Annotated in this window: 21 protein-coding genes; 10 read left to right on the top strand and 11 right to left on the bottom strand. The window is 71.6% G+C overall.

Translation table 11 applies throughout. The features are described from left to right. Position 1: 1 nt before the first annotated feature. The 3 genes from ABZS69_RS54800 to ABZS69_RS54790 are packed head-to-tail and all read right to left on the bottom strand — an operon-like array spanning position 2 to position 4,284. Positions 2–1,624, bottom strand: coding sequence for an ABC transporter substrate-binding protein (locus ABZS69_RS54800; RefSeq protein ID WP_355389217.1), 1,623 nt, complete (start codon positions 1,622–1,624; stop codon positions 2–4). A gap of 22 nt (positions 1,625–1,646) precedes the next feature. Next, a complete protein-coding gene (locus ABZS69_RS54795) occupies positions 1,647–3,221 on the bottom strand; it encodes a hydantoinase/oxoprolinase family protein (protein WP_355389215.1) in 1,575 nt (524 codons plus the stop codon). Continuing rightward, a complete protein-coding gene (locus ABZS69_RS54790) occupies positions 3,214–4,284 on the bottom strand; it encodes a DUF917 domain-containing protein (protein WP_355389213.1) in 1,071 nt (356 codons plus the stop codon). Before ABZS69_RS54790 ends, ABZS69_RS54795 begins: the two co-directional genes overlap by 8 nt. Before the next feature lie 106 nt (positions 4,285–4,390). Here ABZS69_RS54790 and ABZS69_RS54785 point away from each other — a divergent pair, with 106 nt between their 5' ends. The 5 genes from ABZS69_RS54785 (at position 4,391) to ABZS69_RS54765 (ending at position 10,015) form a co-directional block, all read left to right on the top strand. Beyond that, on the top strand, positions 4,391–4,825 hold the full coding sequence (locus ABZS69_RS54785) for an RpiB/LacA/LacB family sugar-phosphate isomerase (RefSeq protein ID WP_355389211.1): 435 nt from the start codon (positions 4,391–4,393) through the stop codon (positions 4,823–4,825). 14 nt (positions 4,826–4,839) lie between these two features. Further along, positions 4,840–5,061 (top strand): hypothetical protein, encoded by a 222-nt coding sequence (locus ABZS69_RS54780; protein WP_355389209.1) that lies wholly within the window; start codon positions 4,840–4,842, stop codon positions 5,059–5,061. Between the two features lie 129 nt (positions 5,062–5,190). Then, positions 5,191–6,354 carry an amidohydrolase gene (locus ABZS69_RS54775; protein ID WP_355389207.1) on the top strand — a complete coding sequence of 388 codons (1,164 nt, stop codon included), beginning with the start codon at positions 5,191–5,193 and terminating at the stop codon, positions 6,352–6,354. 27 nt (positions 6,355–6,381) lie between these two features. Next, on the top strand, positions 6,382–8,895 hold the full coding sequence (locus tag ABZS69_RS54770; protein WP_355389205.1) for a Tex family protein: 2,514 nt from the start codon (positions 6,382–6,384) through the stop codon (positions 8,893–8,895). A gap of 136 nt (positions 8,896–9,031) precedes the next feature. Beyond that, positions 9,032–10,015 (top strand): hypothetical protein, encoded by a 984-nt coding sequence (locus tag ABZS69_RS54765; RefSeq protein WP_355389203.1) that lies wholly within the window; start codon positions 9,032–9,034, stop codon positions 10,013–10,015. Between the two features lie 116 nt (positions 10,016–10,131). Here the strand turns inward: ABZS69_RS54765 and ABZS69_RS54760 are convergent, their stop codons facing one another. Then, positions 10,132–10,716, bottom strand: a complete 585-nt coding sequence (locus ABZS69_RS54760) for a TetR family transcriptional regulator (RefSeq protein ID WP_355389201.1) — start codon at positions 10,714–10,716, stop codon at positions 10,132–10,134. Positions 10,717–10,804: 88 nt separating this feature from the next. Between ABZS69_RS54760 and ABZS69_RS54755 the strand changes: the two genes are divergently transcribed. After that, positions 10,805–11,677, top strand: a complete 873-nt coding sequence (locus ABZS69_RS54755; protein WP_355389199.1) for an NmrA/HSCARG family protein — start codon at positions 10,805–10,807, stop codon at positions 11,675–11,677. Here ABZS69_RS54755 and ABZS69_RS54750 read toward each other — a convergent pair. After that, on the bottom strand, positions 11,670–12,365 hold the full coding sequence (locus ABZS69_RS54750) for a TetR/AcrR family transcriptional regulator (protein ID WP_355389197.1): 696 nt from the start codon (positions 12,363–12,365) through the stop codon (positions 11,670–11,672). The genes ABZS69_RS54755 and ABZS69_RS54750 overlap by 8 nt on opposite strands. 102 nt (positions 12,366–12,467) lie before the next feature. Between ABZS69_RS54750 and ABZS69_RS54745 the strand changes: the two genes are divergently transcribed. Next, complete coding sequence (locus ABZS69_RS54745; protein WP_355389195.1) at positions 12,468–13,688, top strand: saccharopine dehydrogenase C-terminal domain-containing protein; 1,221 nt, start codon at positions 12,468–12,470, stop codon at positions 13,686–13,688. A 48-nt stretch (positions 13,689–13,736) separates the two neighbouring features. Then, positions 13,737–15,386, top strand: coding sequence for a dihydroxy-acid dehydratase (ilvD, locus tag ABZS69_RS54740; RefSeq protein WP_355389193.1), 1,650 nt, complete (start codon positions 13,737–13,739; stop codon positions 15,384–15,386). A 370-nt stretch (positions 15,387–15,756) separates the two neighbouring features. Here ilvD and ABZS69_RS54735 read toward each other — a convergent pair whose 3' ends face one another. The 5 genes from ABZS69_RS54735 to ABZS69_RS54715 form a co-directional block, all read right to left on the bottom strand. Further along, positions 15,757–16,143: an STAS domain-containing protein gene (locus ABZS69_RS54735; RefSeq protein ID WP_355389191.1), complete on the bottom strand. Its 387-nt coding sequence runs from the start codon at positions 16,141–16,143 to the stop codon at positions 15,757–15,759. Between the two features lie 41 nt (positions 16,144–16,184). Next, positions 16,185–17,162 carry a phosphotriesterase-related protein gene (locus ABZS69_RS54730; RefSeq protein WP_355389189.1) on the bottom strand — a complete coding sequence of 326 codons (978 nt, stop codon included), beginning with the start codon at positions 17,160–17,162 and terminating at the stop codon, positions 16,185–16,187. Between the two features lie 58 nt (positions 17,163–17,220). After that, positions 17,221–18,633: a methionine--tRNA ligase gene (gene metG / locus ABZS69_RS54725; RefSeq protein ID WP_355389187.1), complete on the bottom strand. Its 1,413-nt coding sequence runs from the start codon at positions 18,631–18,633 to the stop codon at positions 17,221–17,223. Between the two features lie 154 nt (positions 18,634–18,787). Then, on the bottom strand, positions 18,788–20,041 hold the full coding sequence (locus ABZS69_RS54720) for an APC family permease (protein WP_355389185.1): 1,254 nt from the start codon (positions 20,039–20,041) through the stop codon (positions 18,788–18,790). Between the two features lie 165 nt (positions 20,042–20,206). Continuing rightward, positions 20,207–20,668 carry a universal stress protein gene (locus ABZS69_RS54715; protein ID WP_355389183.1) on the bottom strand — a complete coding sequence of 154 codons (462 nt, stop codon included), beginning with the start codon at positions 20,666–20,668 and terminating at the stop codon, positions 20,207–20,209. A gap of 83 nt (positions 20,669–20,751) precedes the next feature. Here ABZS69_RS54715 and ABZS69_RS54710 point away from each other — a divergent pair, with 83 nt between their 5' ends. Then, positions 20,752–21,117 carry a hypothetical protein gene (locus ABZS69_RS54710; RefSeq protein ID WP_355389181.1) on the top strand — a complete coding sequence of 122 codons (366 nt, stop codon included), beginning with the start codon at positions 20,752–20,754 and terminating at the stop codon, positions 21,115–21,117. Here ABZS69_RS54710 and ABZS69_RS54705 read toward each other — a convergent pair. Next, positions 21,078–21,707 (bottom strand): DUF998 domain-containing protein, encoded by a 630-nt coding sequence (locus ABZS69_RS54705; RefSeq protein ID WP_355389179.1) that lies wholly within the window; start codon positions 21,705–21,707, stop codon positions 21,078–21,080. The two genes, ABZS69_RS54710 and ABZS69_RS54705, sit on opposite strands and share 40 nt — an antisense overlap. A 214-nt stretch (positions 21,708–21,921) precedes the next feature. Here ABZS69_RS54705 and ABZS69_RS54700 point away from each other — a divergent pair, with 214 nt between their 5' ends. Continuing rightward, positions 21,922–22,896 carry an aldo/keto reductase gene (locus tag ABZS69_RS54700; RefSeq protein ID WP_355389177.1) on the top strand — a complete coding sequence of 325 codons (975 nt, stop codon included), beginning with the start codon at positions 21,922–21,924 and terminating at the stop codon, positions 22,894–22,896. The last annotated feature ends 2 nt before the right edge of the window (positions 22,897–22,898 follow it).

The raw sequence follows: 22,898 nt of genomic DNA, 5'->3' as shown, positions 1-22,898 counted from the left end.
GTCAGCCGGCGCGCTTCTTGAGGTCGTAGAAGAAGACCACGTTGGGATAGGCGGGATTGTCCACGTATCCCTCGACGTCGGACGTCAGCGCGCGCTGGTAGGTCTGCACGTACGGCACGGCCACCGCCGCCTGGTCCTGGATGATCTTCTTCTGCAGGTTCTGGTACGCCTGGTCGGCCTTGAGCTGGTCAGTGGCCGTGAGCTGCGGCAGCGAGTCGATCTCCGCGTCGATGGCGGAGTCCTTCAGGTACGACAGGTTGAACTGCGGCTTGTCCGCGCTCTTGAACACGTTGACGAACCAGGAGTAGGCGTCCGGATAGTCCGGGTACCAGTACATGACGAAGATGTCCTGGCCCTGCTTCTTGCCCAGGTCCCACTGCGCGCTCCAGGTCATCGGCCTGGCCTGCAGCGTCACGTTCATGCCCTTCAGCGCCGAGCTGAGCAGCGTGACCAGCAGCTTCTGGTCGTCGTCGCCCTGCGCGTAGGTCAGGGTGAGCTTGAGCTCGGGGTTGTCCGGGCCGTAGCCGGCCTCGGCGAGCAGCGCCTGCGCCTTGGCGAGGTCCTGCTTGGGCTCCATGTCGTTGGCGTGGCCGAGCAGCCCCTGCGGCACCAGGCCGCCGGCCTTCTGACCGGAGCCCTTCAGCGCCGCCGCCAGGCCGTCGTAGTCGATCGCGTACTGGAGCGCCTGCCGGATCTTGGCGTCCTTCGTCGGCCCCGCGGCGGTGTTGAACAGCACCAGCAGGTTCTGGAACGACGGCGAGGAGGAGGTCTGGACGTTCGGGGTCGTCCCGGCCTGCTGGAAGAGCTGCGGGTTCAGCCGCTGGACGAAGTTGACCTCGCCCTTCTGCAGAAGCTGCCAGGCCGTGGTGATCTCGGGGGTGACCCGGTAGGCGACCTTCCTGTACTGCTCCGGCTTCCAGCCGCCCCAGTAGCCCTCGTACGCCTTCAGCGTGAGCTCGGTCTCCTTGCCCTTCTGCCAGGAGTCGATCGTGTACGGGCCGGTGCCGGCGTCCGACTTGCCGTCCTTGTCCACGGCGTTCACGTCGTAGATGTAGGCGGCGTAGCCGGAGGAGGCCACGAGGTCGAGCGGCGTGGCGTACTTGAGCGTGAACTTCAGCGTGGACGCGTCCACCGCCTCGATCTTCTGCACCGCGTCCCAGATGTAGGCGGCGCCGCCCTTCTTCTCGATCGTCCGCTCGATGGCCTTCTTGGCGGCCTCGGCGTCGAGCGTGCCGCCGGAGTGGAACTTGACGCCCTGCCGCAGCTTGAACGTCCACTCCTTGCCGCCGTCCGCCGAGGTCCACTCGGTGGCCAGGCGCGGCTCGGCCTTCTTTTCCTGGGAGTTGTACCTGGTCAGGCCCTCGTAGATGTTCTGCATGGCGACGATCTCGTTCGAGTACGAGGTCGCGGGGTCCCAGTCGGTGACCACGTCGAGGTTGGGCACGTACACGAACGTGCTGTCGTTGGCCTGCGCGGCCGGGGAGGCCGCCGGCTGACTGCCGCTGCTCGCCGCCGGCTTGGGGGTCCCACCGGCCCCGCGCACCTGGCCGCCCGCGCACGCGGATGCGGTCAAGGCCAGGACACCGGTGACCCCGGCGACGAGCAGACGCTGATGCCAGCGCATGGAGGGGGATCCTTTCGATCTGTCACCGGGCGAGTGGTCCGGCGGCTTTGACGTGTACCCGCACGGCGGGCTCGGAGAGGTAGCTCAGCGGCACCTCGAGGAGGTCCACGATCTCTACGCCGGAGGGATCCGCCCCCGCCGCGACGGCTCGCGCCATCGCCTCCTCTTTAGCCCTTTCGATCGCATTTGCCCGGCTATCTCCCGCTGGCAAGATCGTATCTACTCTGCCACTCGCGAGTGCGATGGCGGCGCCCACGGCGTTGGCCACTTCGGCGTGCTCGGGGCGTACGACCCGGCTCGCGCCGGGGATGGCGTCGGGCAGCAAAAAGGCCCCGCCACCCACCGCGACCAGGGGTCTGTCGGTCTTGCCGAGCGCCATCCTGTCCACGGCGTCGATGACCATCCCGTCCGCGACGGCCACCGCCCTTTGCAGGGTGTCTGCCATTCTTTCCGACATGTCACCCGAGTCGTGCGCCTGGACGGCGGCCTCGATGCGCTCGCGCCACCCGGCCGCCTCGCGCGGGCTCCGGCCCGCCGCCACGGCCGCGTCGGTCATCGTCACCGTCGAGCCGCCGAACACGAGGGCCTCCTTGACGATCCGGTAACCGACCGAGTCGGGACCGATGCCCGGGTTGCGGACGACCGTGCCGCCGCCGAGCGCGATGGCCAGGATGTCGGGCATGCGGAAGTTGGTCAGCACCCCGCCGATCTCGACCGCCGCCGCCGACTCCCTCGGGAAGCCGCCGACCAGCACGCCGAGGTCGGTGGACGTGCCGCCCACGTCCACGACGATCGCGTCCGCCACCCCCGACAGGTACGCGGCGCCGCGCAGGGAGTTCGCCGGACCCGAGCCGATCGTCGAGACCGGCAGCCGGGCGGCGTGCTCCAGCGTCATGAGCGTGCCGTCGTTCTGCGCCAGGTACGGCCTCGCGCCCAGGCCGCGTTCGGCCAGCGCGGTGACCAGGGCCTCGGTCACGTGGGCCGCGACGCCGTACAGGGCAGCGTTGAGCACGGTGGCGTTCTCGCGCTCCAGCAGCCCGAGCGAGCCGATCTCGTGGCTCACCGAGACCGGCAGGCCGTACTCGGCCTTGACCAGCTCCTCGACGGCGCGCTCGTGCTCGCCGCTGGCCGGGCTGAACACGCTGGTGACCGCCACGGCGTCGGCCTCCACGCCGTCCAGGAAGCGGCGGACGGCGTCGAGCCCCGGCGAGCCGATCTCGCGGCCGTCCACGTAGTGGCCGCCGGGGACGATGGCCTCCCCCGCCGAGACGGCGGCGCGCAGGTCGCCGGGCCAGCCGGAGAGGGGCGGGACGGAGGTGGTGGCGGGCGCGCCGAGCCGCAGCACGGCGACGCGGCCGAGGTTGCGCCGTTCGAGGATGGCGTTGGTCGCGTGTGTGGTGCCGAGCATGACCCGGCCGATCCGGTCCTGCCCGTTCCCGAGCTCGCCGAGAACCGCGTCCAGGGCGGCCCGCAGCCCTTCCGTCACGTCCGGCGTGGTCGGCCGCTTGGCCTTGGCGATCACCCGGCCGTCGGCGTCGAGCACCACCGCGTCCGTGTTCGTGCCGCCGACGTCGATCCCCACCCGCAGGTCAGCCATGCGCCGTCAGCTCCTCGACGGGAACGTAGTCCAGGTCGTAACCGAACGCCCGCGGCCCGGCCGTCTCCAGGCCCTTGGGGGTGCGCCAGAGCGGGTCGCACGGCCAGGCGAGCACCGTGACGCGCTGGCCGTACCTGAGCCCCTCGGTCTGGATCGCGGCGGCGGTCTCGGTGTCCACGACCGTGATGAGGTCGGGCACCATGGCCCGCACCCGGCCGTCCTCCAGGGCGACCAGGTTCTCGTTCTGCAGCTCCAGGGTGAGGCTGCGGCCCCGGTCGTCGCCGGTGCCCTCGATCGTGGCCGTCCCCCTGACGAACCCGCCCGTGGTGCGCCGCTCCACGTCCGTCAGCTTGCCGGTGATCAGCCGGGCTGCGCCCAGGCTCCCCTGGAGCGCGCCGAGCGGGTCCGCCGCGCCCTCCGTGGCCCTGCCGACCTCGATGGCGCGGGTCACCGTGCCCTCGATGACCGCACCCTTGGCCCGTACGGCGGTGAGCACGTAGTCGGCCATCAGCGCGCTCGACCCCGCGGCCACGCAGACGGCCCTGGCGAGCCGTTCCGACCAGAGGCCGTCGACGGGGCGGATGGTCACCACGTTCCCGACGATGTCAGACATGATCACCAGGTCGGCCGGGAGCCCCGCCACGTACATCGACACCATCTGGACCTCGGGAAAGGCCCGCCCCATGCCGTCGGCGTCGAGCAGCGGCAGGCCGAGCTGGGCGGCCCAGGCGACAGGCGCGACCCCGTTGGAGCCGCCGATCTCGGAGGACATGATCGCGCTCGGGGGGCGGCCGAAGAGACGTTCGATCTCCTCGGCGATGCGCTTGGGCTCGTCCGCGCTGTGGATCATCTCGTGGCTCACGGTCGGGGCCCCGATCCCGGACAGCGGCACGATCAACGCGTCGTCGTCCAGCTCGTCCAGCCCGATCAGCGGCACCTCGCCGTACTCGCGGACGGCCCCGATCGCGGCCAGCGACCCGGTGCGCACGTCACCCCCGCCGCCGGTGCCCAGGACGGCACACCCGCGGGCGAGGGCCGGAATATCGCTCTCGTCAATATTCATATGGCGACACAACCAAGCACACTTCATCTCATTTAGCCAGTCCAGGACATGTGCTGGCGCCTTTGCCCGAGCCCTTGATACACCTGGGGTCGGAACGGGAGGGCTCATGCGGATTTCGGTGGCCACCGACAGCAAGGACGGGGTGGCCGAGCGGGTCGTGTCGGAGCTGCGCAGGCGGGGGCACGAGGTGCTCACCCACGGCGCGCTCAGCGACGAGGAGCGCGACGACTGGGCGTGGGCCTCCGAGCTGGCCGCCCGCGACGTGCGCGAGGGGCGGGCCGACCAGGCGGTGGTCTGCTGCTGGACCGGCACGGGCGCGTCGATCGCGGCGAACAAGGTGCCCGGGATCCGCGCGGCGCTCTGCGTGGACGCCTACACCGCCGCCGGGGCCAGGAAGTGGAACGACGCCAACGTGCTGGCGCTCAGCCTGCGGCTCACGTCCGACGTGGTGCTCGACGAGATCCTGGACGCCTGGCTGTCAGGGCGGCCGAGCACCGACTCCGCCGACGTGGCGAACGTCTCCCATCTCGACGAGATCTGACTAGCGTGTACGGCATGGACTTACACTGTACGCATTGCGGTGAGGAAGGGCTGGAGCCCGGGTTCGTCATGGACTCGGGCGAGAGTTCGTCGGGCTTCGCCAAGTGGGTCGAGGGCGCGCTGGAGCGCGGCATCTTCGGCGGCGCCAAGCTGATGGGCCGGCCCAAGTGGGAGATCGACGCCTACCGCTGCCGATACTGCTACCACCTGGAGCTTTTCGCGAACCGCCGCGCGTGAGCACGGCCGGTCGTCCGTCGCGAGCCACGGCCGAAAAGCGGGGCGGTTTCGCCGGGGCGCCGCGCGTGAGTGTGACCAGTCCCGGCCGAGAGGCGGAAATCGTCGGCATCGCCGTTTAGGGTGCTTGCCATGACCGACGTGCTGCTCCGCGGCGGGCTCCCCTGGGGGCTCGGCGCCCCCGCCGACGTTCTCGTCCGCGACGGCCGGATCCACCTCGTCGCCCAAGGCGTCGAGGCACCGGGCGCCCGGATCGTGGACATCGCCGGGCAGCTCGTGCTGCCCGGTCTCGTCGAGGCGCACTGTCACCTCGACAAGACCCTCTACGGCGGCCCGTGGGTGCCCCACTCGGCCGACGACACGCTGGCCGGGCGCATCGGAAACGACCTCGGCCGCCGCGCCGAGCTGGGCGTGCCGAGCGCCGAGCGGATCGCCGCGCTGCTGGCGCTCATGAGCGCGGCGGGCACGACGCATGTCCGCACGCACACCGACATCGACCCCCTGGTGGGGCTGCGGGGCGTGGAGGCCGTGCTCGAAGCGGCCGCCTCCTCCCCCGTCGACGTTCGGCAGGTGGCCTTCCCTCAGCACGGCGTGCTGATCAATCCCGGCACGGCCGAGCTGCTCGAAGATGCGCTGAAGAGCGGCGTGGAGGCGGTCGGCGGCCTCGACCCTGCGGGCATCGACCGCGATCCCGTACGCCACCTCGACCTGGTCTTCGGCCTGGCCGAGCGCTACGGCGCCCACCTCGACCTCCACCTGCACGACGGCGGGTCGCTGGGCGGGTGGGAGCTGGAGCTCATCACCGAGCGCACCAGGGTGCTGGGGCTGGGCGGCCGGGTGACGGTCAGCCACGCGTACGCGCTGGGCCAGCTCGACGAGTCCTACCAGGACCGCCTGGCCCAGGGCTTCGCCGAGGCGGGCGTCGCCATCGCGACCGCGGCCGTCTACAGCTTCCCCGTGCCGCCGATCAAGAAGCTGCGGGCCGCGGGCGTCACCGTCGCCTGCGGTCACGACGGCATCCGCGATCTGTGGGGCCCCTACGGCAGCGGCGACATGCTGGAGCGGGCGATGCACGTCGCCTACCGCAGCACGTTCCGGAGGGATGAGGACATCGAGCTGGCGTTGGAGGCCGCCACCTACGGCGGCGCCCGCGCGCTCGGGCTGGAGTCGTACGGCCTGTCCCCGGGCGACCGGGCCGACCTGGTCGTGGTGCCGTGCGGGGGCGCGGCGGAGGCTGTGGTCGTTCACCCTGCGCGCACTCTGGTCATGAAAGACGGCGTCGTCCTGCACAATTGACCGGCGGGACCATCGAAAGGCAGGCAAGTGCTCTCTATTCACCAGCGGATCGCGGCAGAGCTGGGCGTACGCGACGGCCAGGTGCAGGCGGCCGTCGAGCTGCTCGACGGCGGCGCCACCGTGCCGTTCATCGCGCGATACCGTAAAGAGGTCACCGGCACCCTCGACGACGCGCAGCTGCGCACGCTCGAAGAGCGCCTGCGCTACCTGCGCGAGCTCGAGGAGCGCAGGGCGGCGATCCTTGAGTCGATCGAGTCTCAGGGCAAGCTGGACGACGAGCTGCGCGAGCAGATCATGGCGGCCGAGACCAAGGCCAGGCTCGAGGACATCTATCTGCCCTACAAGCCCAAGCGGCGCACCAAGGCGCAGATCGCCCGCGAGCTGGGGCTGGAGCCGCTGGCCGACCAGCTGCTCACCGACCCCACACTCGACCCCGCCGCGACGGCCGAGGGCTTCGTCACCGAGGGCGTGGCCGACGCGGGCGCGGCGCTGGAGGGGGCCAGGGCGATCCTGATCGAGCGCTTCGCCGAGGACGCCGACCTGATCGGCGGCCTGCGCGAGCAGGTCTGGAGCCGCGGGCGGCTGGTGTCGAAGGTTCGCGAGGGCAAGGAGGAGGCGGGGGCCAAGTTCTCCGACTACTTCGAGTTCGGCGAGCCGTTCACGAAGCTGCCCTCGCACCGGATCCTGGCGATGTTCAGGGGCGAGAAGGAGGAGGTGCTGTCGGTCACGCTGGAGCCGGACGACAGCCCCGACTACGAGCTGCGCATCGCGTCCCGGTTCGGCGTCTCCGACCATGGGCGGCCGGCCGACAAGTGGCTGGGCGAGACCGTCCGCTGGGCCTGGCGCACGCGCATCCTCGTGCACCTCGGCATCGACCTGCGGATGCGGCTGTGGCAGGCGGCCGAGGACGAGGCGGTGCGGGTCTTCGCGGCCAACCTGCGCGACCTGCTGCTCGCCGCCCCCGCCGGGAGCCGGGCGACGATGGGCCTCGACCCCGGTCTGCGTACGGGCGTCAAGGTCGCCGTGGTCGACGCCACGGGCAAGGTCGTCGAGACCGCGACCATCTACCCCCACGAGCCCAAGCGGCAGTGGGACCAGTCGCTGGCCGTCCTGGGCGCGCTCGCGCAGCGCCACGGGGTCGAGCTGATCGCCATCGGCAACGGCACCGCCTCCCGCGAGACCGACAAGCTGGCCGGTGAGCTGGTCAAGCACATGCCGTCGATCACCAAGATCGTCGTCTCGGAGGCCGGGGCCTCGGTCTACTCCGCCTCGCCTTACGCCTCGCAGGAGCTGCCCGAGCTCGACGTGTCCCTGCGCGGCGCGGTGTCGATCGCCCGCCGGCTCCAGGACCCGCTGGCCGAGCTGGTCAAGATCGACCCCAAGTCGATCGGCGTCGGCCAATACCAGCACGACCTGGCCGAGTCCAAGCTCTCCCGTTCGCTCGACGCGGTGGTCGAAGACTGCGTCAACGCCGTCGGGGTCGACGTCAACACCGCCTCGGCGCCCCTGCTCACGCGCGTGTCCGGCATCGGTTCCACGCTGGCCGAGAGCATCGTCCGCCACCGCGACTCCAACGGCCCCTTCAGGACCCGCACTGCCCTCAAGAACGTGCCCCGGCTCGGCCCCAAGGCGTTCGAGCAGTGCGCGGGCTTCCTGCGCATCCGCGAGGGCGACGACCCGCTCGACGTGTCGAGCGTGCACCCGGAGGCCTATCCGGTGGTCCGCCGCATCCTCACCTCGGCCAAGACGGATCTCAAGTCGCTGATCGGCAACACCGCGGCCCTGCGCGCGATGAAGCCCGACACCTTCATCGACGAGACGTTCGGCCTCCCGACGGTCACCGACATCCTGCGCGAGCTGGAGAAGCCCGGCCGCGACCCGCGACCCGCCTTCAAGACCGCCGTCTTCAAGGAGGGCGTCGAGAAGCTCTCCGACCTGGCCTCGGGCATGATCCTGGAGGGCGTGGTCACCAACGTCGCCGCCTTCGGCGCCTTCGTCGACATCGGCGTCCACCAGGACGGCCTGGTCCACGTCTCGGCCATGTCGCGAACCTTCGTGAAGGACCCGCGTGACGTGGTCAAGCCCGGCGACATCGTCCGCGTCAAGGTCCTCGACGTCGACATCCCGCGCAAGCGCATCTCCCTGACCCTGCGCCTGGAGGACGAGACCACCGCCCAGACACCCGGCGACGGCTCCCGCCGAGGCGGCGGCCGTGGCGACGGTGGCCGTGGAGAGGGCGGGCGCGGAGAGGGCGGGCGCGGAGAGGGCGGGCGCGGAAACGGCGCCCGAGGTGAGGGTGCTCGCGGCGACGGTGCTCGCGGCGACGGTGCTCGCGGCGACGGGAAGGGCAACGGCGGCCAGCGCGACCGCTCCCAGGGCCGCGGCGACGACCAGCGCGGCCGCGGGGACGGCGGGCGCCGCGGCGGGGGCGACCAGCGTGGTCGCGGCGAGGGCCAGCGCGGCGGCCAGCGCCGCCAGGACCGCCCGGCCCCCACCGGCGCCATGGCCGAAGCCCTCCGCAAGGCGGGCCTCACCGACTGATCCACCGACCACGCCACCGGCCCCTCCCGCGAGATCCACTTCCGCGGGAGGGGCCACGGCATCTCACCCCACGGGGATGAGCCCCTCCGCCTCACCGTCGGGCGCCGGCGGTGGGCCGGGGCTATACGGTCGAGGGGTGAGCACGACAGCCTTCACCACCGCCATCGCCCAGGCCCGTGACCTCCTCAGGTGGCGCTCGCCGCTGCGGACCGAGCTGTGGGCGGCGCGGCTCGCCGCCGACCTTGAGCCGGACCAGGTGGAGCCCTTCCTGGGGGAGCTGATCGAGGACGGTGGCGCGGAAGGACGGCTCACCCTCGCGGCCCTGGCGGCGGTCAACCCGGCGTCCGAGGCGGGGGCGGTCTCCGAGGCGGGGGCGTATGTGCTCGCCGCTGATGGTGTTGTGGAGACGCTTCCCGGGTGGGTGCGGCGGATGGGACGGGTGACGTGCGAGGGCGGCTGGTACGGCAAGGCGGACCCGTACGGCGAGCAGGTGCTTGCAGCCCTGTCCTTTCGCTACGAGAACGGCAAGGAGCCGCACCTCCTCGTCGTCGGCATCGACCAGGCGAGCGGCGGTCTGGCCGTTGACGCGGTGGTCGAGGAGGTGAAGTTCCTCGACGATCTGGGTCTTCGGGCCGAGGAGCCGGGGGCGGTGGCGGGGCGGGTGCTGGACGCGTTCGAGCTGGGTGACCGGATCATGGGGGCGGTGGTCGCCGACACGCTGGCCGCCGTGCGGCCGGTCGCGATCTCCAGGGCCCGCGCGGTGCCCGATCTCGTACGTCCGGCGCCCGATGACACCGTGAGCCGGTTCGACGAGTTGCCGGATCAGCCGGGGGCGCGGGAGGCGTTCGAGAAGCTTGCCGAGTTCGTGGGAGATCGTCCTTTGTGGTGGAGTCCGGCGCGGGTCACCCAGTTCCTGACGTCATGGTTGCCGAGGGAGGCCATCCTGTCGGAGGCGGGGATCGCGGCGATGCCGGACGTGGTGCGGGCCTGGAGCCGGTTCTCCGGAGCGCATCCCGCGGTGCTCGCCCAGGTCGAGGCGGACGCACCCCGGCTGCCCGCGCTCATGGCCGACGAGTCCCTGGCGAGCCTCGGCAAGCGCATCGCCAGGAACCGCCTCTGACGCCGATGTTCCGGTGATCCCGGGCTGCGACTCCACGGAGAGGCGCAACCCGCCGACGTTCCAGTAACCCCCCGTTACGACCGTTCGAAGAGGCGCAACCCTCCAGTACCCCCCGGCTACGACCGTTCGGAGGGGCGGAGCCCGTCGATGGCGAAGGCCAGCAGCCGCTCACCCTGCGCGGGCGTCGTCTGCTCGCCCGCCCACGCGAGCGCGTTGATCAAGGTGTAGAAGTCCGAGGCGGTGGCGTCGGGGCGTACGGCGCCGGCCGCCTGCGCGCGTTCGAGCAGCCGTTCGCCGGCGGTCAGCACGGCCTGGCAGGCGGCGTGCAGCTCCGAGGTCTCGTCCTCGATGCTGCGCATGAGCGAGGTGGCCAGCCCCCGATACATCGCCGCGTGCGCGATCCCGGCACGCGCCCAGCTGATCAGCGCCTCGCGGGCGTCCGGCTGGTCGAGGAGGTCGCGGGCCGCGCCGGCCAATGCCTCCATGCGGTCGCGCATCAGGGCCTCGAGAAGTGCCTGCCGGGTGGGGAAGTGGCTGTAGAGCGTGCCGTTCGCCACCCCCGCGCGCCGCGCGACGTCCTCCAGCGAGGCCTCCACACCGTGCTCGGCGAACGCCGCCGCCGCTTCGGCGAGCAGCCGTTCGTAGTTGCGGCGCGCGTCGGCGCGCATCGGGCGCCGGGGCGCCGGGCCGGTGGTCGTCATGGACACTCCCAGGTTGCTTAACTTGAGACTATCTCAATATATTTCTTGAGACAGTCTCACTTTATCGCTCCCTCCGAAAGGAGCCCTGGTGAACCTCGCCGACCAGCCCATCCTGGTGACCGGCGCCACCGGACGCCAAGGTGGTGCCACCGCCGCCGAGCTGCTGGCCTCCGGCCGGCCGGTACGCGCCCTCGTCCGCGACCCGGACGCCCCAGCGGCCCGGGCGCTGAAAGCGAAGGGCGCCGAGCTACGCGTCGGGGACCTCGACGACACCGGCTCGCTCGCGGAGGCGGCGGCCGGCGCGTACGGCGTCTTCGGCGTCACGCCCGACGACGACGACCTCGACCGGGAGATCCGCCGCGGCCGCACCCTCGTCGACACCGCCGCCGCGGCTGGAATCTCCCACTTCGTGTTCGCCTCGGTGGGCGGCGCCGACCGAGGCGCCGGCCTGCCCTACTGGGACAGCAAATGGCAGATCGAGCAGCACATCCGCGCGACCGGCCTGCCCGCGACGATCCTGCGACCGGTCCGGTTCATGGAGAACCACACCATTCCCGGCCTGCCCCTCGGCGGAATCGCCGGCGGCGAGCTCAGGCACCTCTTCGACCCGGACACGCCGGTGCAGCTCATCGCCGTCACCGACATCGGCGTCTTCGCCCGCCTCGCCTTCTCCCGCCCGCAGGACTACCTCGGGCAGGCGATCGAGATCGCCGGGGACGAGCTGACCCCCAGACGGACGGTGGAGCTGATCAGCCAGAGCGTCGGGCGCGAGATCACCTACCGGCAGTTCCCCATCGGCTCTCTCGGGCTCGGCCCGGACGCCGAGGGCGCCTTCGCGGACGAGCACGGACTGTGGCGTGCCGACATCGCGGCGTTGCGCGAACTCCACCCCGGCCTCCTGGACTTCCGCGCCTGGCTCCGGAAGGGCGGCACCGAGCAGATCCGGGCCCTGCTCACCTGAGCTGCGCGGCCGCGCTGGACAGCAGCATGTCGAGGGCCGTGGAGTAGGCGCTGTCGTTCATCTGGGCCACCAGTAGCGGCGCCGTCGCGGCGATGTTCGGGTGCGTACGGGCGGGCAGCCGCGCGTACGTGGCCTGCCACACCTCCTCGTCCGCCTCCCTGGCCGGTTTGGGCAGGGCCAGCGTGGCGGCGTCGAGGATGGCGAAGGCCAGACTCTGGTCGATGAACGCGTGATAGATCCGCACCGCGTCCCCGTCCGCGAACCCGGCGCCGCGCAGGATGCCGAGCATGGTCTCGTCGCCGGCCACCTCGTTCGGCCGCCCGGTGACCCGGCTGGCGGTCAGCACGGCGGCCTGCGGGTGCGCCAGGTACGCGTGGTAGATGCGCAGCCCCAGGTCCCGCAGGTCGGCGCGCCAGTCGCCCTCGGGCCGCCAGTCGGCCATCGCGGTGCCGAACAGCTCGTCCGCGATCGCCAGCACCAGGTCGTCCATGCCGCGGAAATAGCGGTAGACCGTGCTGGCGTCCGCGCCCAGGGCCAGGCCCAGGCGGCGGGCGGACAGCCCCGCCGCCCCGTGCTCGCGGAGCATGCGGAGCGCGGTCTCCACGATGAACTGGTGGGTGAGGACCTGCCCCTGCTTGGTGGGACGGCGCCGTCTGCGCGCCGCCTCCGGCACCACTCGCTTGGCCACGAGTACGGCTCCCTTATGCCAACGCCATTGACGTTGACGAGCCTACTGAAGTTGGATTCTCGACACACCCCCCAAAACGGCACTAAAAGGGGCTTTATTGTCATGCGTATCCTTCTCATCGGAGCCGGCGGCGTGGGAACCGCCATCACCCGCATCGCCGCCCGCCGCCCGTTCCTCGACCACATGGTGGTCGCCGACTACGACCTCCCCCGCGCCAAGGCGGCCGTCGCCGCGCTGGGCGAGCAGGCCGACCGGTTCACCCCGGTCAAGATCGACGCGGCCGACAGGGCCGCGGTCACCGCGCTGCTGAAAGAGCACCGCTGCGACGTCCTCCTGAACGCCACCGACCCCCGATTCGTGCTGCCGCTGTTCGACGCGGCCCTGGCGGCCGACGTCGACTACCTCGACATGGCGATGTCGATGTCCAGGCCGCACCCCGACCGCCCGTACGAGGAGGTGGGGGTCAAGCTGGGCGACGACCAGTTCGCCCGCGCCGCCGAGTGGACCGCGAAGGGCAGGCTGGCGCTGGTCGGCATGGGCGTGGAGCCGGGCCTGGCCGACGTCTTCGCCCGGTACGCCGCCGACGAGCTGTTCGACGAGATCGAGGAGATCGGCATCAGGGACGGCGGCAACCTGACCGTCGACGGCTACGAGTTCGCCCCGTCGTTCAACATCTGGACCACCATCGAGGAGTGCCTCAACCCGCCGGTCATCTACGAGAAGGACCGCGGCTGGTACACCACCGAGCCGTTCAGCGAGCCCGAGATCTTCGACTTCCCCGACGGGATCGGCCCCGTGGAGTGCGTCAACGTCGAGCACGAGGAGGTCGTGCTGGTCCCCCGGTGGATCCCGGCGCAGCGGGTCACCTTCAAGTACGGGCTCGGCGAGGACTTCATCGGCAAGCTCAAGACCCTGCACGCGCTCGGCGTGGACCGCACCGAGCCGGTCGCGGTCAGGACCGACCGCGGCACCGCCAGGGTGTCGCCGCGCGACGTGGTGGCCGCCGTGCTGCCCGACCCGGCGGGACTCGGCGACCGCATGCAGGGCAAGACCTGCGCCGGGACCTGGGTGAAGGGCGTCAAGGACGGGCGGCCCCGCGAGGTGTACCTGTACCACGTGGTGGACAACCAGTGGTCGATGCGCGAGTACGAGTCCCAGGCCGTGGTCTGGCAGACCGCCGTGAACCCGGTCGTCGCCCTGGAGCTGATGGCGAACGGGGCCTGGAAGGGCACGGGCGTGCTGGGGCCCGAGGCGTTCGAGCCGGGCCCGTTCCTGGACCTCCTGGTGGAGTACGGGTCCCCCTGGGGCATGCGCGAACAGTGAGCGCGGGATCATGAAGGGGTAACGACCCGTACGACGAAGGACAGCGCCTTGAGCATCGCCGACGATCCCGACCGCGCACCGGCCCGCTCCCATCTGTACGCCATGGGCTGGTCGGAGGAGGACATGCGCCGCCCGGTGGTCGGCATCGCCTCCACCTGGACCGGCACGATGCCGTGCAACCTCACCCACCGCGAGCTGGCCGCCCACGTGGCCGAGGGGGTGCGCGCGGCGGGCGGCACGCCGATGGAGTTCAACACCATCGCGGTCTCCGACAACCTCACCATGCACACCCCCGGCATGCGCGCGTCGCTGGTCAGCCGCGAGGTCATCGCCGACTCGATCGAGCTCATGGGCCGCGCGCACGGCTTCGACGCGCTGGTGGTCATCGTGGGCTGCGACAAGACCGTGCCGGCCGGGATCATGGCGCTCGCCCGCCTGGACGTGCCCTCGGTCGTCCTCTACAGCGGCACGATGATGCCCGGCAGGTGGCGCGGGCGTGACGTCACGATCCAGGACATGTGGGAGGCGCTCGGCGAGCGCGCCGTCGGCCGCCTCGACCAGGCGGAGCTGGACGACCTGGCCAAGCACGCCTGCCCGGGAGCCGGCACCTGCGCCGCCCAGTACACCGCCAACACCATGGGCTGCGTCGCCGACTTCCTCGGGCTGGCGCCGTTCGGCGTGGGCGACATCCCGGCGGTGGCGGAGGAGAAGAACGCCGCGGCCCGGCGCGTCGGCGAGATCGCCATGGAGGCGCTGGCCCGCGACGCCCGCCCCTCTCGGGTGCTGACCGAGGACGCCCTGCACAACGCGATCGTCTCGGTCGCCGCCATGGGCGGCTCGACCAACGCCGTCCTGCACCTGCTGGCCATCGCCCGCGAGGCGGGACTGTCGCTGCGCATCGACGAGATCGGCGAGGTCTGCCGCCAGGTCCCGATCATCACCGGGCTCAAGCCGAGCGGCGGCGACCACACGGCCCTGGACCTGTGGCGGGCCGGCGGCACCTCGCTGGTGGTGCGCCGCCTGCTGGAGGCCGGGCTGCTGCGCGAGAACGTCACGCTGGTGGACGGCCGCACGCTGGCCGAGGTCGCGGCCGACGCCGAGGAGACGCCGGGGCAGGAGGTGGTGGCGAGCGTGGCGGAGCCGTTCAAGCCGCGTGGCGCGCTGGCCATCCTGCGGGGCTCGCTCGCGCCCGACGGCTGCGTGCTCAAGCTGGGCGGCAAGGACGACTTCCGCCAAGAGGGCCCGGCCAAGGTCTTCGACTCGGAACACGACTGCTACATCGCCATCGAGGAGGGCCGCATCGTGCCCGGCGACGTCATCGTGCTGCGTTACGAGGGACCCGCGGGCGGCCCCGGCATGCAGGAGATGCTCTCGATCACGGGCCCGCTCGTCGGCCGCGGCCTCGGGTCCTCGGTGGCGCTGGTGACCGACGGGCGGTTCAGCGGGGTCTCGCACGGGCGCGTGATCGGGCATGTGGCACCGGAGGCGTACCACGGCGGGCCGATCGCGCTGGTGCGCGACGGCGACACGGTGGTCATCGACAGCGCGGCGGGGACGATCGAGCTGGCGGTGCCGGAGGAGGAGCTGGCCCGGCGCCGGGCGTCCTGGCGGCGGCCCGAGCGGGAGGTCGAGCGGGGGGTGCTGACCAAGTACATGGCGACCGTGGGCTCCGCCTCGGACGGCGCCGTCACGGCCTGACCCCGGACCGAGCAGGCAGCGCGGGCCGCTATGCTGCGCAGTGACGTTCTCGAGCCGTTGGTTAGGAGATTTGCGCGATGTACAAGGAGTTCGCTGTCGAGGCCGTGATGTGGCTCGTTCCGGTCGCCGTGCTGATCGGGGTGGCACTCCTCGTCACCGCGTGAGCCAGGGGCCCAGCCGGGGGTCGGCCCGGCCCCTGGCGGCCGCTCAGCGGTAGTACCTGTACGAGACGTACGTGCTGGCGTAGCGGTTGAAGCGGATGAGCTGGACGCTCGCCGTCGTCGCCTCCGTGGACGCCGACGCGCCGGCGTGCCGGCGGGTGCCGCCATGAGCGTGGCCGGTCGGCCTTATGCCGCCAGGCCAGCGAGGGCTACGCGGTGAACGGCGGCGCGTTCCCGGGCTCGTTGAGCTCGGCGATGGCCAGCTCGGCCGTGCTGCGGATGTCGAAGAACTTGTCCAGCGCGGTGATCGCGAACAGGTGCTTGCACCGGCCGTTCAGCCCCGACAGCAGCAGCCGCCCGCCCGAAGCCGTCACTGCCTTGTGCAGGTAGACCAGCACGGACAGGCCGGAGGAGTCGCAGACGCTGACCGCCTGCATGTCGATGACGAGCATCGGGGGCTGGGTGAGGTCGAGGGCCTTGGTGACGCGGTCGCGCACCTCCGCGGCGGACCCGAAGTCGAAATCCCCCGTCAACCGCGCGATGACACAGGGTCCCTGGAGCCCGAGGCTGATCGACAAGGCCTGCTCCGAAGTCACCCAGCTCCACCTACCCGCATTGCTCACCCGATCCGACTACTTTACGAGAAGTAGCGCTTCGGGTTGAACACCAGCATCTGCTCAATCTGGTCGTCGGTCACACCCGAGTCCAGCAGTGCGGCCAAGACATCGTCGTGGATGTGATCGTAGCGCCAGTTGGGCGCGAGCGTTGAGCGGGCCTCGTCCCAGGCTCCGCCGAAGTAGTCATTGAAGCAGGCCGTGTCGTGGCTGAGGACCATCCGGTCGGCATATCCGCGCCGGCAGAGCTCCGCCACCGTGGCCACGCGCTGCGCCGTCGGGTTGTACGCGTCCAGCCCGAACCGGTCCATCCCCAGAGTCGCGCCTGTGTCGGCCAGGCGCATGAGGTAGTCGACGTCGTTGCTGTCGCCCGCGTGACCGACGACCACCTTCCCCAGGTCGACGCCCTCCTTGGCGAACAGGTCGAGCGCGATCAGGCCGCTCTGCGTGAAGGAGTTCGTGTGGACGGTGATCGGCGCGCCCGTGCGCACGTGCGCCTGCGCGACGGCGCGGCAGATGCGCTCGACGCCGGGCGTCAGGCCCTTCTGCTCGACCACGCACTTGAGGAGCGCCGCCTTCACGCCGGTGTCGGCGATGCCCTCGGTGAGGTCGCGGACGAAGTCGTCGATCATCGGGTCCGGCATGTCGAGGAACAGGCCGGGGCCGCGGTGCTCGTACTGGTGCGGCAGCTCCTCGAAGGAGTAGATGCCGGTGGCGACGACGATGTTCAGGCCGGGCACCTGCTCGGCGATGCGCTGGATGCGCGGGATGTAGCGGCCGAGGCCCCACACCGTCGGGTCCACGATCGTCCGCACGCCCTTCGCGGCCACCGCGCCGAGCTTGGTGACCGCGTCCGCGACCCGGGCCTCCTCGTCCCACCAGGCGCCTCTGCCGTAATTGTCGAGGTGTTCTGTGGCGAGGACGAACACGTGTTCGTGCATGAGCGTCTGCCCGAGCTCGTCAACGTCCACGGGGCCGCGGACGGTGTCGACGGTGGCCATGAGCGCCTCCATACCGGCTGGTCGGTGTGCGCCAACGTAAGTCCCCTCGGGACCTCCGTCAACCAGCCACCCCGCTCCCGGCGAGGCGCCGGAACAGCGGCTCGGGCCGGGGCAGCCGCTCGCCGGCGACCGCCGCGGCCACCCGTGCCGCCGCCGTCGGCAGGAAGGGCTCCAGCTGTACGGCCAGCGTCCGGCACGCGTGCACCAGCGTCCCCAGCGCGGCCTCCTGCCCGGCCCGGGGCTGCTGCCACGGCCGGGTCCGCTCGACGTACCTGTTGGCCTCCTCGACGAGCGCCCAGGCGGCCACCGCCGCCCGCCGGAAGTCGAACGCCGCCAGCGCCTCGTCCACCGGCACCGCGGCCAGCTCCTCCCCGGCAGGGGGGACGTGGCCGTCCAGGAAGCGATGGACCATGGTGACGACCCGGTTGACCAGGTTCCCCAGGCCGTTGGCCAGGTCCTCGTCCGCCCTGGCGACCAGCCGCTCCTCGGTGAAGTCGGCGTCGCCCACGCGCGGCACCTCGCGCAGCAGCCACCATCGCACGGCGTCGACCCCGTACGCGTCCACCAGCGCCACGGGATCGGCGGCGTCGCCGGCCGACTTGCTGATCTTGCGGCCGTCCACCGTGAGGTAGTCGTGCACGAAAATCCCCGTGGGCAGCGGCCGGCCCGCGGACAGGAGCATCGCCGGCCAGTACACCGCGTGGAACCGGATCACGCCCTTGCCCATCAGGTGCACCTTGCGCCGCTCGGAGACCCACCAGCGGTCGTAGTCGTCGCCTTCGAGCGCGGTGACGTAGTTGGCCAGCGCGTCCCACCACACGTACACGACCTGGTCGGGGTCGCCGGGGACCGGGATCCCCCAGCCGCGGGCGCGGGCGGCGGAGCGCGAGACGCTGATGTCGTCCAGCCCGGCCTCGATGAACGCCAGCACCTCGTTCCGCCGCACGACCGGCTCGATCCTGAGCCGCCCGCTTCGGACCAGCTCGCTCAGGGCGTCCTGGTAGCGGGAGAGCCGGAAGAACCAGTTCTGCTCGGACACGCGCTGCAGCGGCGCCTCGTGCCCGTCGGGACAGGGGCCTTCCGGGTAGAACTGCTCGCAGCCCACGCAGTAGAGCCCCTCGTAGTGCCGCTGGTAGAGGTCGTGCCCGGTCGCCTCCCAGATCCGCTCGACCCCGGCCCGGTGGCCAGGATGGGCGCTCGTCCGGATGAAGGAGTCGAACGACAGGTCCAGCGGCCCGCGCAGCCCTTCGAACGCGGCCGCGTTCCGGTCCACCAGCTCCCGCACCGGCACGCCCGCCGCTTCGGCGGCCAGCACGTTCTTCAGCGAGTTGTCGTCGGTCCCGGTCTGGAACCGCACGGGCTCGCCGCGCCGCCGATGGTGCCTGGCCAGCACGTCGGCCTGCACGAGCTCCAGGGCGTGCCCGAGGTGGGGGCGGGCGTTGACGTAGGGGATGGTCGTCGTGATGTACATCAGGTGCCTCCAAAGGGCCCCGAACACGACGAGAGGCCCCGGTCGCAGGGCCTCGTCAGGACGTCGCCGATGAAACCCCTCTAGGGGGCCATCATCTTCGGCGAGGTCGTCATACCGGCCATGCTAACGGCCTCCACCCGCCCCGGGCCATTCGTTAACGCGCGGCGCGGTGGCGGATCAGCCACCCGGCCAGGCCGACCGCGAACACCGCCAGGCCCGCCAGCACCGACGCGGGCGGGAGCGTGGCGGCCAGCAGCACGCACAGGGCCAGCCCCAGCCCGGAGACCGGCCGGGGCGGCGCGCCCTCCTCGCGGCCGAGCGTGAGCGCGCACGCGTTGGCGATGCCGTAGTAGACCAGCACGCCGAACGACGAGAACCCGATCGCCCCCCGCAGGTCGGCGGCCAGCAGCAGCACGATCACCGCGGCCGCGACCGCCAGCTCGGCCCGCCGCGGCACCTGCCGCACCGGATCCACCGCGGCCAGCGCGCCGGGCAGGTCGCGCTCGCGGGCCATGGCCAGCACCGTGCGCGAGACGCCCAGCAGCAGCGCCATCAGCGCGCCCAGCGCCGCCACCGCGGCCCCGGCGCCCACCACCGGCACCAGCCACGGGGCCCCGGCCTCCCCGACGACGTCGGCCAGCGGCGCAGGGGACCTGGCCAGCAGCACCGGCCCGAGCGCGCGCAGCGCGGCCACCGCGACCAGCGCGTAGACGACGAACGTGACGCCCAGCGCGATGCCGACCGCCCGGGGAATGGTGCGGGCCGGGTCGCGCACCTCCTCACCGAGGGTGGCGATCCTGGCATAACCGGCGAACGCGAAGAACAGCAGCCCGGCCGCCTGCAGCACACCCCAGACGTCGACCTGTGACCCGGGCAGGGGCTCGTAGGCGAACCAGCCGAACGTGACCGTGTCGTCGCCGAGCAGCCCCGTGACCACCACCGCGGCGAGCACGGCCAGCACGAACACGACGATCACCCGGGCCACCCCGGCCGAACGCTGCACGCCGAAGATGCTGACCGCGGTCAGCGCGGCGACCGCGCCGACGGCCAGCGGCCTGGCCAGCGCGGGGGCGACGTAGGCGCCGAACGTGAGCGCCATCGCCGCGCACGAGGCCGTCTTGCCGACCGTGAAGCCCCAGCCCGCCAGGTAGCCCCAGAGCGGGCCGAGTCGCCGCCTGCCGTAGACGTAGGTGCCGCCGGACTCGGGGTAGAGCGCGGCCAGGCGGGCCGAGGAGGTGGCGTTGCAGTACGCCACGACGCCGGCCAGCACGAGGGCCACCGGCAGCCAGGCGCCGGCGGCGGCCGCGGCGGGCGCGAAGGCCGCGAACACGCCCGCGCCGATCATGGCGCTCAGCCCCACGACGACCGCGTCGGTGGTGCCGAGCCGCCGGGACAGCTCCTCCGGCACGTGCCCGCCTCCTCTCCCGCCTCAGGAGGCTCCCACTCTGCCGCATCGCACCGACAACCCGGCAGACGGCGAGGTGAACACCTGCCATCAGGTGGCCTCACCGCCAGGTGGCCCCGCCGTCAGATGGCGCGCCGCCGGGTGGCCGCGCCAGGATCGGCCGCGACGTCAGGTGGCCGCGACGTCGGGGGCGGGCACCACCAGCACCGGCCGCCGCGCATGGTGCAGCACCCGGTCGGACGTGCTGCCGAGCAGCAGCGAGCGCACCCCGCCCAGCCCTCGCGTCCCGGTCACGATGAGCTTGGCGTCGATCTCGTCCGCCACGTCCACGATCGTCGACCACACCGCCACCGAGTCCGGATCGCAGCGCGGGGTCGCGTCCAGGCCGGCCTGGCGGGCGAGGTCCGCGCCCTGCTGGGCGAGCTCCCGCATCGCCGCCTCGATCGCCGAGTCCTCCGCGCCCAGCTGGTCGACCGCCATCATGAGCCCGACGGAGGCCCTGGCCGAGGCCATCGCCGTCCGCTCCCACACCGTCAGCACGACGGCGGACTCCCCTTTCAGGAGCTCGCCGGCGAAGGCGATCGCGGCCTTGGCGTCATCGGAACCGTCATACGCCATCAAAATCGTCATCTCAGCACTCCCATGTCGCGGTCGGGCCCTCCCTCTATCCCGAGTAACCCGTTTCACGCGTGCATCGGGGGTAGCCGCCCGCTATGACCGTTACGCGATTCCACGACCTGCCCCTCGCCGAGCGCGACCGCGAGTGGGACGGTGCCGAGGCCGACAAGCGGGTGCGGAAGTGGGCGGACGCCGAGGACAAGCCGAACGCGAAATACCGCCAGGCCTTCGTCTGGTACGACGCCGACGACGCCGACGAGTTCGGGGCGTACAAGCTGCCGATCGCCGACGTCGTGAACGGGGAGCTGAAGGCGGTGCCGCGGGCGGTGTTCGCCGCCGCGGCGGTCATGGAGGGCGCCAGGGGCGGGGTCGATCTGCCGAAGAAGGACATCGAGCCCGTCAAGGAGCGCCTGGCGCGTTACTACGCCAAGATGGGCGAGGAGGCGCCCTGGGAGCGCTGAGCCAGCGGCCTGAGCATCGACAGTCCGGCCAGCGCCAGCACGCCCAGCTCGGTGACGACCACGGCCCGCTGGGTCAGCCCGGCCGGGATGTCGTCGTTGGTCAGCGGGATGCCAAACATCCGCACCACGTACGGGACCACGACCAGCAGCAGGGCGCCGAGGGCCACCGCGCTGAGGATCCGCACCGCCCTGGCGTACCGGATCCTGGCCTTGGCCAGCAACAGCCCCGCCACGGGCATCACCAGGAACGCGGCGAAGGCGGCATACCGGTGGATGCCACCCGACAACGACAGCGGCACGCCCGGCCGGTCGGTAGGGAAGGCGCCGATCAGGAACATGCTCGCCCCCCAAGCCAGCAGCAGCGCCACGACCCAGCGGCTCATCCCGGCCCGGCGCATCGCCTCGGCGATCAGCGCGGAGCCGACCGCGAACAACGTCAGCGAGGCGGGCAGCAGCCAGCCGGACGACTGGAAGGCGTACTCGCTGATGACGCTGTGCAACGGGTCGAGCTTGGATTCGGCGTGGAGGGTGAGCATGGCGCCGCTTCCGGTGCCGATGGCCGCGAATCCGCTGACAAGCAATGCCTTCATGCCTCAAAGCTCGTGGAACGCGGCCTCGCGGAGTATCGGAGATCGACCCTGAAGTGGCCTGAACGATCCCCTAATACCTTGGTTTGAAACGACCCTGAGAACACCTGGTCACCTGCGCAAACGTGACCCTGAGTAGGGGCTGCCCCCTCAGGGTGCGTACGGGGCGCCGGACCCCGTTTGACGTGGAGCGTTCTCCAGGGGTGAAGCTGGAACCATGAGAACGCGAACTCTCGGGAACGGCGGGCCGCAGGTCTCCGCGCTGGGCCTCGGCTGCATGGGCATGTCCGACTTCTACGGCCCGGGCGACGAGAAGGAGTCGATCTCCGTCATCCACCGCGCACTCGACCTGGGCATGAATTTTCTGGACACGGCGGACACGTACGGGCTCGGGGCCAACGAGGAGCTCGTCGGACGGGCCGTCAGGGACCGGCGGGACGAGGTCGTGCTGGCCACCAAGTTCGGCGTCAAGCGCGGCGGCGGCACGCGCTCGATCGAGAACAGCCCCGAGTACATCAGGGCCGCCTGCGACGCCTCGCTCCGGCGCCTGGGCGTGGACCACATCGACCTGTACTACATGCACCGCCGCAACAGGAACGTGCCCGTCGAGGAGTCGGTCGGCGCGATGGCCGAGCTGGTCGAGCAGGGCAAGGTCGGCCATCTCGGGCTGTCGGAGGTGAGCGCGGACACGCTGCGCAGGGCCTCGGCCGTCCACCCGATCGCGGCCCTGCAGAGCGAATACTCGCTGTTCACCCGGGGGCTGGAGGCGGAGATCCTGCCCGCGGCCAGGGAGCTGGGCGTGGCGCTGGTGGCGTACTCGCCGATCAGCCGCGGTTTCCTGTCCGGCGCGCTGCCGCCCGTGGCGGACCTGCCGGAGGACGACGTCCGCCGGTGGATGCCGCGCCTGGCGGGCGAGAACGCCGAGCGCAACGCCGAGCTGGTCGCGGAGGTGCGGAAGATCGCCGACGCCGCCGGGATCACCGCCGCGCAGCTCGCGCTGGCCTGGGTGCTGGCCCAGGGGGACGACGTCGTGCCGATCCCGGGGACGAAGCGGCTGAAATACCTGGAGGAGAACGCGGCGGCGGCCGACGTCACGCTGACCGCCGGCCAGCTCGCCGCCCTGGCCCGCGCCGTCCCGGCGGACGCCGTCGTCGGCACCCGTTATCCGGATATGTCGGAAATCGAGATGTAGGC

The sequence above is a fragment of the Nonomuraea sp. NPDC005650 genome (genome assembly GCF_040605375.1).
Classification (GTDB): Bacteria; Actinomycetota; Actinomycetes; order Streptosporangiales; family Streptosporangiaceae; genus Nonomuraea.
Note: the sequence above shows the minus strand (reverse complement) of the source record. Positions and strands in the feature narration are given on the sequence as shown.